12 protein-coding genes are annotated in these 10,570 nt (G+C 48.6%); 11 read left to right on the top strand and 1 reads right to left on the bottom strand.

What is annotated here, in order from left to right; all coding sequences use genetic code 11:
• Position 1 precedes the first annotated feature (1 nt).
• On the bottom strand, positions 2–1,246 hold the full coding sequence (locus HMPREF0083_RS11105; protein ID WP_040302404.1) for a nucleotidyltransferase: 1,245 nt from the start codon (positions 1,244–1,246) through the stop codon (positions 2–4).
• A gap of 171 nt (positions 1,247–1,417) precedes the next feature.
• Here HMPREF0083_RS11105 and HMPREF0083_RS11110 point away from each other — a divergent pair, with 171 nt between their 5' ends.
• The 11 genes from HMPREF0083_RS11110 (at position 1,418) to HMPREF0083_RS11160 (ending at position 10,266) form a co-directional block, all read left to right on the top strand.
• Positions 1,418–1,936 (top strand): YceD family protein, encoded by a 519-nt coding sequence (locus tag HMPREF0083_RS11110; RefSeq protein WP_021621449.1) that lies wholly within the window; start codon positions 1,418–1,420, stop codon positions 1,934–1,936.
• A 110-nt stretch (positions 1,937–2,046) separates the two neighbouring features.
• Positions 2,047–2,223 (top strand): 50S ribosomal protein L32, encoded by a 177-nt coding sequence (gene rpmF, locus HMPREF0083_RS27200; protein WP_043066021.1) that lies wholly within the window; start codon positions 2,047–2,049, stop codon positions 2,221–2,223.
• Positions 2,224–2,500: 277 nt separating this feature from the next.
• Positions 2,501–3,094 carry a transcription factor FapR gene (gene fapR / locus HMPREF0083_RS11120; RefSeq protein ID WP_021621451.1) on the top strand — a complete coding sequence of 198 codons (594 nt, stop codon included), beginning with the start codon at positions 2,501–2,503 and terminating at the stop codon, positions 3,092–3,094.
• Positions 3,091–4,095 carry a phosphate acyltransferase PlsX gene (plsX, locus tag HMPREF0083_RS11125; protein ID WP_021621452.1) on the top strand — a complete coding sequence of 335 codons (1,005 nt, stop codon included), beginning with the start codon at positions 3,091–3,093 and terminating at the stop codon, positions 4,093–4,095. Before fapR ends, plsX begins: the two co-directional genes overlap by 4 nt.
• Positions 4,088–5,107, top strand: a complete 1,020-nt coding sequence (locus tag HMPREF0083_RS11130) for a beta-ketoacyl-ACP synthase III (protein ID WP_021621453.1) — start codon at positions 4,088–4,090, stop codon at positions 5,105–5,107. Before plsX ends, HMPREF0083_RS11130 begins: the two co-directional genes overlap by 8 nt.
• On the top strand, positions 5,107–6,054 hold the full coding sequence (gene fabD, locus HMPREF0083_RS11135; protein WP_040302405.1) for an ACP S-malonyltransferase: 948 nt from the start codon (positions 5,107–5,109) through the stop codon (positions 6,052–6,054). Before HMPREF0083_RS11130 ends, fabD begins: the two co-directional genes overlap by 1 nt.
• 12 nt (positions 6,055–6,066) lie before the next feature.
• Positions 6,067–6,807, top strand: a complete 741-nt coding sequence (fabG, locus tag HMPREF0083_RS11140; RefSeq protein WP_021621455.1) for a 3-oxoacyl-[acyl-carrier-protein] reductase — start codon at positions 6,067–6,069, stop codon at positions 6,805–6,807.
• Between the two features lie 49 nt (positions 6,808–6,856).
• Positions 6,857–7,090 (top strand): acyl carrier protein, encoded by a 234-nt coding sequence (locus HMPREF0083_RS11145; protein ID WP_040302407.1) that lies wholly within the window; start codon positions 6,857–6,859, stop codon positions 7,088–7,090.
• A gap of 132 nt (positions 7,091–7,222) precedes the next feature.
• Positions 7,223–8,464: a beta-ketoacyl-ACP synthase II gene (fabF, locus tag HMPREF0083_RS11150; RefSeq protein WP_040302446.1), complete on the top strand. Its 1,242-nt coding sequence runs from the start codon at positions 7,223–7,225 to the stop codon at positions 8,462–8,464.
• A 25-nt stretch (positions 8,465–8,489) separates the two neighbouring features.
• Positions 8,490–9,176 carry a ribonuclease III gene (gene rnc, locus HMPREF0083_RS11155; protein ID WP_040302409.1) on the top strand — a complete coding sequence of 229 codons (687 nt, stop codon included), beginning with the start codon at positions 8,490–8,492 and terminating at the stop codon, positions 9,174–9,176.
• A 19-nt stretch (positions 9,177–9,195) separates the two neighbouring features.
• Positions 9,196–10,266 (top strand): elongator complex protein 3, encoded by a 1,071-nt coding sequence (locus HMPREF0083_RS11160; protein ID WP_021621459.1) that lies wholly within the window; start codon positions 9,196–9,198, stop codon positions 10,264–10,266.
• Positions 10,267–10,570: the final 304 nt, after the last annotated feature.

Below are 10,570 nucleotides of genomic sequence, written 5' to 3' on the forward strand. Positions count from 1 at the left end.
ATCAAGCATGATCAAGATGCAGCGGAGGTTGCCAATATTCCCGCTGCATTTCATTTTGGCGCAACGTTTCAGGTAATCCTAGCGCGTACAGCGCTCCGGCCTGGACATCAAGCATAAGCATCGGGTGTTTATCTTTCGCGATGCGAGTAATAACGGGCAATGAACTTGTTTTCTTCATCCTTTTTAATAAATGCTGCCCGGTCCGGTTGAAACCCAATACGCGAATATAGGCGGGGCCCTGTTTTACATTTATTGCAGCCATTTTGCTGCGTGTCAGGTTGAGCATACTATATAGGAGCAGCCGTTGTATCCGGGCCCAGGTGTAGCGTTTTGTTTTTACCGTCTCTACCAGATCATCAAACGAGGTAGACCGAGGCAGCGCCTGTAAGATGCGGTGTTCAATACCTTCATTCATTTCATGAATAGCGGTAAGTTCTCCCGGCCAGCGAGTGAGCAATTGATGTTGAAGGTACGGGTAGAAGCGTTCCCATGTTAAGGGGAAGCGGCCGGCTGTTTTCTCTGCCTGCAATATTTCAAACGTGCTCGGCGGAACATAAGGGCGAATGGTATGAAGGCCGTCGTTAGCATGGTCGACAATTAATTTTCGCAGAGCAGTAGCGCTTGCGATGTGTTGATCTGTGACAGTCTCCTGGTGATAACCGGCTTTTTGGCGTTTGATGGTGGTGGGACGCATCGGGCTTTGCAGACGGTGCAATGCCAGGCAATAGTTCAAACCGAGAATATTGTTCGGTTCCGCTGCATAATCCTGCAACGCATCAGCCGCCGGAGAAGGGAATAGAGCCTGAATGGCTGCTCCGTATGCGGCAGGATAGCTCCAGCCTTGAGCCAGCCCTTTGTGCAGAGCTTCCTGAAAAGCCAATGGTTCCTCCGCCAGTACGGCGGCAAGTTTTTCAATCCAGGCGATGTCGCCGCTCTCCGAGCCGAAGCATACTTCATCCACTATTCCGGTGGCATGCAGAGTGGCGATAGATCCGAAAGCGAATTGCTCAGCGTTCTGTGTAGCATAGACGAATGGAATTTCCAACACGAGGTCTACACCCATATGGAGAGCCATTTCCGCGCGAGCCCATTTGTTTACAATGGCAGGCTCGCCACGCTGCAGGAAGTGTCCGCTCATCACGGCGACGACCGCGTCTGAGGCAGTTTGCTTTTTAGCTTCGGTGAAATGGTATGTATGTCCATTATGCAAGGGGTTGTATTCGACCACAATTCCAACTGTTTTCATATGGTTCTTCCTTTGCGATTGGTTTGTTTCCATGATAAAGCATGAGGGAAAACAAAGGCAATTATGAATAAATATCATGTTAAATAAATAAGGTGTCAATATTGTTTCCTTGACATATTATTCTGGGAAAAGTATAATAATTTTTGTTGCTCGAAACGAGGTGGCGTATGTATGAAATTGAAGAAAAATCAGCTGCTTCAACTGCGAGGCGGCACGCTTCCGATTGATGAGACGGTGAAGTTGAACCTTGGGCGAAAGCACCAGCAACTTATCTCGGCGGAGCCTGCCCGCTTTACCGGGGAAGCGTATGCGACTTCGGGTTTATTTATCGTCGAAGGCCGGATATCGGGGGAACTGACGATGGAATGTGCCCGTTGTTTGGTTAAGTTTCCGTACCGTTATGATGTAGCGATTAAGGAAACGTTTATGGATGAAAATCAAATCGAGTTTGAAGTGGACGAGGAGATGGAGATTCATCCGCTTGAAGATGACGAGATTGATATAACACCATACTTGGAGGCAGCTGTGCTGTTATCGTTGCCACACACGCTCATATGCAATGAGGATTGTAAAGGGCTATGCCCGGAATGCGGTGCAAACCGCAATGAGAAAAGCTGTGGTTGCGTAGTGGAGCGGATCGACCCGCGTCTTGCTGTGCTGGGTGAACTTTTTGGAAAGCTAGACAAATAAAAGCTTTTCATTTACCTGAAAATCAGGTATGATGATTGTTGTGTTTTGATGGATAACTTGTCCCATCAAATAGATGCTTTGACTGTAATCTTGTGAAGGGGGTGGGATAAATGGCAGTACCTCAAAGACGGACTTCAAAAACTCGCAAAAATAAGCGTCGGACTCACTTCAAACTGGAAGTGCCGGGCATGGTAAAATGCCCTGAGTGCGGCGAAATGAAGCTGGCTCACCGCGTATGCAAAAGCTGCGGCACATACAAAGGAAACCAGGTTGTGAATAACGCTTAATTTCAAACGCACAGGAGGCAGGATGGATGATACCATTCTGCCTCCTTTTGTTTTTCGATGTATTAAGCAAAAATGAAATTGTATTACTTATGTCTGTTTTTACCGAATATTGACTAGTTTTCTGTAGAAGCAGGAATTTGTTTTTTGACGCGAGAAATTAACATGGCAAAAATCAAAAAAGAACGTTGTTATTTCAAAAAAATTTCTATATACTGCTATTAGTAGCTGGTAATAAGAACGGCTGAGCATGTGGAAAGACTATAGGTGGTGAAGTAGGATGGCTCGCCTTGCGAAGAAAGCTCGCCAGGAAGCACTGCACAATTTGCTTGCGGTAAGTCCATTCTATACGGACGAAGAGCTTGCCGCGCATTTTGGCGTCAGCATCCAGACCATTCGCCTCGACCGTTTGGAACTCGGCATTCCGGAGGTGCGGGAGCGTATTAAGAGTGTGGCTAAAAAGTCCCTGGATGAAGTAAAGTCGCTTCCGCTGGAAGAAATGGTAGGGGAATTGCTTGATATCGAGCTGGACCGTTCGGGGATTTCCCTACTTGAGATTATGGAGGAACACATTTTTTCTCGAACGCAGATTGCCCGCGGGCATCATATATTTGCTCAGGCCAATTCGCTGGCTGTCGCGGTCATTGATGCGGACGTTGTTCTAACGGCCGCAGCGCGAATCCGCTACATCCGTCCGGTACGTCTCGGCGAAAGGCTAGTGGCCAAGGCCGCTGTCCGCGAGACAAAGGGTGATCAGAGCAAAGTACGGGTGGAGACGAGAGTGCAGGATGAGCTCGTATTCAGCGGCACGTTTCGCGTATTCCGCATGAGGGACTTTGACGCGCAGACCGGCCGCAAACAGGAGGAAGTATGATTATTGCAATAGATGCGATGGGGGGAGACTTGGCTCCCGCCTCGAATGTTGAAGGCGCTATTGAAGCGGCGCGAGAGATGCCTGACATCCGTCTCGTGCTTGTGGGTGATGAAGCAAGACTTGCACCCATGCTAGCGCAGGCGCCAAAAAACATTGAGATTAGACATGCAAGCGAGATTATTGAAGCCGACGAAGAACCGGTGAAAGCGGTGCGAAGAAAACGCGATTCATCACTTGTGGTCGGCGTAACCATGGTGAAAAATAAAGAAGCGGATGTTATTATCTCCGCTGGTAATACCGGTGCATTTATGACAGCGGCCCTTTTGATTACCGGTCGTATTAAAGGCATTGACCGTCCAGCGTTAAGCCCGATTGTGCCGACGATAGACACTGGGGGCGCGATGATTCTTGATGCCGGTGCTAATATGGATGCTCATCCGAGAAATTTGTTGCAGTATGCAATTATGGGAAGTATATATGCTGAAAAAGTGATGGGTGTAAAATCACCTCGTATTGGTTTGCTTAATGTAGGCACAGAAGAAAGAAAAGGGAATGACCTGACGAAAGAAACGTATGGCTTGCTACAGGAAAGTTCGCTAAACTTTGTTGGCAATGTGGAAGCAAGAGATGTAATGGAGCATGTATGTGACGTTGTCGTTTGTGACGGATTTTCCGGAAATATTCTACTTAAGACGATGGAAGGCATGGCGAAGACGATGATGTCTGTCATGAAAGAAGAGTTTACACGTACAGTTACTAGCCAATTAGCGGCGATGATGTTGCGTCCGGGACTTAGGCGCATGAAAATGAAGATGGATTATGCAGAATATGGCGGAGCGTTGCTTATGGGGGTACAGGGTACGTGTATCAAAGCGCACGGTTCTTCTAATGCGCGTGCTATTTATACCGCTATCAAGCAAGCAAAGAAATTTGTAGAGCAGGACGTAAACAGTCTTATCGCGCGAGAAATTCAAGGAGAAAGCGGGGATAACCATGTTTAAGACAAGTCGGACAGCAGGCATTTTGGCGACGGGGCGTTATTTGCCGGAGAAAGTGTTAACGAATGCCGATCTGGAGAAGATGGTGGAAACATCAGATGAATGGATTGTATCCCGCACAGGGATTAAAGAGAGAAGAATCTCTCGCCCGGATGAAACATCTTCTGATATGGCAGCGGCCGCCGCGCGGCAGGCGCTGGAGAAAGCCGGTATTGCTGCTGAACAAGTCGACCTTATCATTGTGGCGACAGTTACCCCGGATATGTTCTTTCCATCTACGGCGTGCATTATACAGGAAAAGCTAGGAGCCAAACGTGCAGCTGCATTTGATTTATCTGCCGCATGCTCCGGGTTTTTATACGGTGCATCTGTTGCAGCGCAATTTGTTTCCAGTGGAACATACCGTTACGCACTGGTCATTGGCGTAGAGTCGCTCTCCAAAATTGTTGATTGGTCCGATCGCAGTACATGTGTGCTTTTTGGCGATGGAGCGGGTGCGGCTGTTATCGGTCCTGTGGAGGAAGGAAATGGGTTTCTATCCTTTGAATTGGGAGCAGATGGCGGCGGTGCAGAACTGTTGAAGCTTGAAGCAGGGGGATCGCGTATTCCGGTTCCGAAAGTAAAGCCGGGCAGCCCTGAGAATTACATTCACATGGCAGGCGGAGAAGTATTCAAGTTTGCGGTTCGGGCTATGAATACTGCATCTGACCAGGCACTTCTAAAAGCTGGCATTACAAAAGAGGATGTCGACTTCCTAGTGCCGCATCAGGCGAACCTTCGCATTATTGATTCGGCGGTCAAACGTTTAGGCCTGCCGTATGACAAGGTAGTCGTGAACCTGAACCGTTACGGCAATATGTCATCTGCATCGATCCCGGTCGCGCTCGACGAAGCGGTTAGCGAAGGGCGGATCAAAGATGGAGATACGCTAGTGCTTGTAGGGTTTGGCGGCGGTTTAACATGGGGAGCCTCGGTTATAAAATGGTCGACCAAGGAAAAAAAGGAGGGGGAATAATGGGCAAGATCGCGTTCATTTTTCCCGGGCAGGGATCGCAATATGTAGGTATGGGGGCGGATTTATACGAGCAGGAATCGGCTGCGAAGGCGGTGTTTGATGAAGCGGATCAAGCGCTAGGCGTTTCACTATCCGCTCTCTGCTTTGAGGGACCGGAAGATACATTGCGCTTGACGGCTAACACGCAGCCAGCTATTCTGACGGACAGCATCGCTATACTTAACGTGCTGAAAGAGAAAGCGAGCGTGACTCCCGATTATGTTGCCGGTCATAGCCTGGGTGAATATTCAGCGTTAGTGGCGGCGGGGGCATTATCATTTGCGGATGCTGTACAAATTGTACGTTCACGCGGACGATATATGGAAGAAGCTGTGCCTGCGGGACAGGGGGCCATGTCTGCTGTTATGGGCATGGATCGTGAAGCTTTGACAGAAATATGCCAAAGCACTACAGAAGCAGGCTATCCTGTACAGCTTGCCAATCTGAATTGCCCAGGACAGATCGTTATTTCCGGCAGTGCGGAAGGGGTAGCACAGGCAGGGGACGTGGCAAAAGCCAACGGTGCTAAGCGAGTCATTCCGTTAAATGTAAGCGGCCCGTTTCATTCTATGCTGATGGAACCGGCAGCGGAGAAGCTTTCTCGTAAGCTCGACGAATATATGATTCAAGATGCCGGGGTGGCGGTAGTAGCTAACGTATCTGCGAATGTTGTACAGGCGAAAGAAGAAATTAAGGCCTCCTTGATTAAGCAAGTCGCTTCTCCGGTACTGTGGGAAGATAGTGTACGCTTTATGCTGGATGAAGGCGTTGACTTGTTTATCGAGATTGGACCAGGTACGGTATTATCCGGATTGGTTAAGAAGGTTGATCGCAAGGTACGGACGATAAGCATTCAGGATATGGTGACACTAGAAAAAGCGCTTGAACAGTTACAGGTACAGAAATAAGGGGGAGAGAGGATGCTTGAAGGAAAAGTTGCGCTCGTTACCGGTGCTTCCAGAGGGATTGGGCGCGCGATTGCGCTTGAGTTGGCCCGCCAGGGCGCAGATGTAGCCATTAATTATGCAGGCAATGAAGCAGCTGCCCGGGACGTAGCGGACGAAATTGCCAGGCTGGGCCGACGTGCTCTTGTAGTAAAGGCAAACGTAGCGGATGCAGACGAAGTCGAAACGATGGTGAAGCAAACAATAGATGAGCTGGGCAAACTGGATATCCTGGTAAACAATGCGGGCATCACCCGGGATAATCTGCTAATGCGCATGAAAGAGGCGGAGTTTGATGAGGTTATTGCCATCAATCTAAAGGGAGTGTTCAATTGTATTAAAGCGGTAACACGCCCAATGATGAAAGCGCGGTCCGGCCGTATTATCAATATCTCTTCGGTCGTCGGCGTTATGGGTAACGCAGGACAGGCGAATTATGTGGCAGCAAAAGCAGGTGTCATCGGGATGACGAAGTCAGTTGCCCGTGAACTGGCCAGCCGCGGCATTACCGTGAATGCAGTTGCTCCGGGATTTATCGAAACAGATATGACTTCTGTGCTTGGCGAAGACACGAAAGAATCATTGCTTGGTGAGATACCGCTCGCCCGTCTTGGCAAGCCGGAGGATATCGCTAATATGGTAGCCTTTGTTGCTTCAGAAAAAGCTGAATATATTACAGGCCAAGTTTTCCATGTTGATGGTGGCATGTACATGTAAGACAGCGTATAATAAACAAATGATCACCGCTTGAGAGGAGGTGAAAGCAGTGGCAGATACATTTGACCGTGTGAAAAAAATCATCGTGGATCGCCTCGGCGTTGACGAATCTGAGATTAAAGAGGAAGCTTCTTTCAAAGACGATCTCGGCGCAGACTCTCTTGATGTCGTAGAGCTAGTGATGGAACTTGAAGATGAGTTCGATCTGGAAATTTCCGACGAAGACGCAGAGAAAATCACGACTGTGGGTGATGTAATTAAATACATACAAGCCCACAAGTAAGGTGAAGCACGCAGCTTCAGGAAAAGTCCCGTATATGTATGCGGGACTTTCTCCTCATTGTGGGTTATGTGGCAGCTTCCTATAAAAAAGACGCTGCTTTATTCCATTGTTATCATATTCCGAGGTGAAACCATGAGAAATCGTGTAGTAATAACAGGTGTGGGAGCCATCACACCGCTCGGCAATAACGTAAAGGAATTCTGGGAAGGGTTGCTTACGGGTAAATCCGGTGTGGACTACATTACCGCGTTTGATACAGAAGGCTTTTCGACGAAATTTGCCGCTGAAGTAAAGGACTTCCACCCGGAAGAATATATGGATAAGAAGGACATTAAGCGTACGGACCGTTTCGTGCAATTTGCGATTGCTGCAGCAAGAATGGCGGTGGAGGATGCAGGTCTTGAGATTACTGAGGAAAACGCCGAAAACATAGGCGTATATATCGGTTCAGGCATTGGCGGCCTGGGTACGTGGGAAGAGCAGCATACCCTCCTTATGGAAAAAGGTCCTCGGCGCGTAAGCCCCTTTTTCGTGCCAATGATGATAGCGAATATGGCATCTGGCCAGGTATCGATCGTTCTTGGGGCTAAGGGACCGAACAGTGCAGCGATTACGGCGTGTGCCAGCGCGACGAACTCGATCGGTGATGCATTTAAAATCATCGAACGTGGCATTGCTGATGTTATGATTACCGGAGGAACAGAGGCTTCGATTCGTCCGATGGCGGTGGCTGGCTTCTCCAATGCGAAGGCCCTTTCCTCACGCAATGATGCTCCGAAGAAAGCGAGTCGTCCGTTTGATAATGAGCGTGATGGGTTTGTTATGGGAGAGGGATCAGGTATTCTTGTGCTTGAGTCATTGGAACATGCGAAAAAGCGTGGTGCGAACATTCTCGCTGAAATCATCGGCTACGGTATGAGTGCAGATGCATACCACTTAACCCAACCTGCTCCGGGCGGTGAAGGTGCAGCACGGGCGATGACGGCAGCTCTCAAGGATGCAGAAATAGCGCCGGAAGAAGTAAGCTACATTAACGCACATGGCACATCCACTGATTATAATGATAAGTTTGAAACGATGGCTATTAAGAAATCGCTGGGGGACCATGCATACAAAGTAGCCATTAGCTCTACTAAATCGATGACGGGTCATCTGCTTGGGGCCGCTGGCGGTATCGAGGCGATTGCCTGTGTACTGGCCCTTCGCGATCAAATTGTACCTCCGACTATTAACTACGAAACACCGGATCCTGAATGTGATCTTGATTATGTGCCGAACGAAGCAAGAAAGATGAATGTTACCGTGGCATTGTCTAATTCACTTGGTTTCGGTGGACATAACGCGACCCTTGTTTTTAAAAAGTATATAGACTGATACACTTTTGGTGGTGAATAAGGCAGTGGATTTTGAACGATTCCAACAGGAAATTGGGGTCCGTTTTAAAAATGAAAAACTTCTCCGACAGGCGTTTACGCATTCTTCATATGTAAACGAGCACCGAGGCAAGCTGTTTCAGGACAATGAGCGTCTTGAATTTCTCGGCGATGCGGTGCTGGAGTTGACTGTTTCCCAATTTCTTTATACCCATTTTCCCAAAATGTCCGAAGGGGAGTTAACCAAACTAAGAGCCGCCATCGTTTGTGAGCCGTCTCTGGTTATGTTCGCGAATCAGCTTAAATTTGGTGAGCTTATTCTTCTCGGTAAGGGGGAGGAGTTAACCGGGGGCAGATTTCGTCCTGCGCTACTTGCGGACGTGTTTGAAGCCTTTATCGGAGCTCTGTATCTTGATCAAGGGCTGGGCATTGTGTTCCGTTTTTTGGAGAAATATGTATATCCGCGAATCAATAATGGAGAATTTACCCGGGTTACAGATTATAAAAGTCAACTGCAAGAATACGTACAGCGCGATGGCCTCGGAGAAATCCAGTACAGGATCGTACAGGAGAAAGGTCCGGCGCACAGCCGCGAGTTCGTCTCCGAAGTAATGCTGAATGGTAACGTGCTTGGTCAAGGTACAGGCCGATCGAAGAAAGAAGCCGAGCAGCATGCGGCCGCTATGGCTATGAAGCATCTTGCCGTAAAGTAATGAAGGTGACAAAAACGATATGAAACAGCATATAAACATTGCATTGTTCGTGCCGCATCAAGGTTGCCCAAAAGATTGCGTGTTTTGCAACCAAGCCCGGATTACCGGACGGAAGAGGGAGAACATGCTAACGGAAGAAGCGGTGCGGCGTTCAATTGAGGAGCAGCTAACCACTGTGCACAGCGGGCAGGAAGCGGAGATCGCGTTTTTTGGCGGGAGCTTTACCGGCCTGCCCCGTAGTTATCAGACAATGCTGTTGACGGTAGCAAAAGAGTATGTGGTGGCGGGCCGGGTACATGGCATTCGTTTGTCCACGCGTCCAGACTACATCGCGCCACATATCATGGAATATCTCCTCTCATACGGAGTTACTACGATAGAGCTTGGCTGTCAATCGCTTGATGATGAAGTGCTCCACTTGTCTAAAAGAGGTCATACGGCAGCACAAGTAGAGCAAGCGGTCCGGGTCATTCGGCAGTATCCGTCCGTACAGCTGGGCTTGCAGATCTTGCCGGGTCTTCCAGGAGATACGCTTGAGAAAAGCGTGCGTACTGCTGAAGCGATCGTGGAGCTTGCGCCTGATTTTACGCGTATTTATCCTGCGTTAGTCATTTCCGGTACGGAGCTTGAGTGGTTATACGCAACACATCAATATAAGCCATTATCGATAGAAGAAGCGGTGCGATGGACAGCGGAGATTTGGCTGCCGTTGTTGAAAGCCGATATTCCGGTTATCCGTATGGGGCTGCATGCGTCGGACGATTTGCGGGGGGAAGGTACTGTATTGGCTGGTCCGTTCCATCCTTCGTTTCGCCAATTGGTGGAAGAGGAGCTGTTTCGTCGGTTGCTGAAGCGAATGATGGAGAGGGTTATGTACGGTTCAACAGCTTCGCTTCAAGTCTCGATTCATCCGGCAGATGAGACCGCGTTGCGAGGCCGCAAAGGTGAAAGCTGGAAACAGGCCATTTCCGTTCTTGTGGATGCGGGCGGTAAAGCTTCCTTGATGCTAGACAGAAGTCTTCCCCGCAGGCAATTGAGATGGCAGATGGAAGAGGGGCCTGTACAATCCCTTGCTTTTACTGACCTGTAATGTGTATATAAAGTATCCGGCTTGCAGCCGGTTTGAAACGGGGAAAAACGAGGCCACCTGGACACCTGGGGACGAACATCTTTACCGGTTATGCCAGGGCCTCGTTTTTAACCGTTTTTTCTTTTTTCAGCGTGTAGTGACATCCTCTCAGGACAATGATACATTTTTTATATAAATATTTATGTGCTATGTTGGTGTGTGTGATGAAAGAATACAACGATAATATATCAGTAGGTTACTATCGGTTTATATAGAAAAAACGTTCATGGCAAGGATGACCTGTTTACATATAGTGATCAGGGAG

The organism is Aneurinibacillus aneurinilyticus ATCC 12856 (assembly GCF_000466385.1).
In the GTDB taxonomy this organism is placed as follows: domain Bacteria; phylum Bacillota; class Bacilli; order Aneurinibacillales; family Aneurinibacillaceae; genus Aneurinibacillus; species Aneurinibacillus aneurinilyticus.

Coding starts and splice junctions, on each gene's coding strand:
- HMPREF0083_RS11105 (WP_040302404.1), bottom strand. CDS start 1,246: ATGAAAACAGTTGGAATTGTGGTCGAATACAACCCCTTGCATAATGGA.
- HMPREF0083_RS11110 (WP_021621449.1), top strand. CDS start 1,418: ATGAAATTGAAGAAAAATCAGCTGCTTCAACTGCGAGGCGGCACGCTT.
- rpmF (WP_043066021.1), top strand. CDS start 2,047: ATGGCAGTACCTCAAAGACGGACTTCAAAAACTCGCAAAAATAAGCGT.
- fapR (WP_021621451.1), top strand. CDS start 2,501: ATGGCTCGCCTTGCGAAGAAAGCTCGCCAGGAAGCACTGCACAATTTG.
- plsX (WP_021621452.1), top strand. CDS start 3,091: ATGATTATTGCAATAGATGCGATGGGGGGAGACTTGGCTCCCGCCTCG.
- HMPREF0083_RS11130 (WP_021621453.1), top strand. CDS start 4,088: ATGTTTAAGACAAGTCGGACAGCAGGCATTTTGGCGACGGGGCGTTAT.
- fabD (WP_040302405.1), top strand. CDS start 5,107: ATGGGCAAGATCGCGTTCATTTTTCCCGGGCAGGGATCGCAATATGTA.
- fabG (WP_021621455.1), top strand. CDS start 6,067: ATGCTTGAAGGAAAAGTTGCGCTCGTTACCGGTGCTTCCAGAGGGATT.
- fabF (WP_040302446.1), top strand. CDS start 7,223: ATGAGAAATCGTGTAGTAATAACAGGTGTGGGAGCCATCACACCGCTC.
- HMPREF0083_RS11160 (WP_021621459.1), top strand. CDS start 9,196: ATGAAACAGCATATAAACATTGCATTGTTCGTGCCGCATCAAGGTTGC.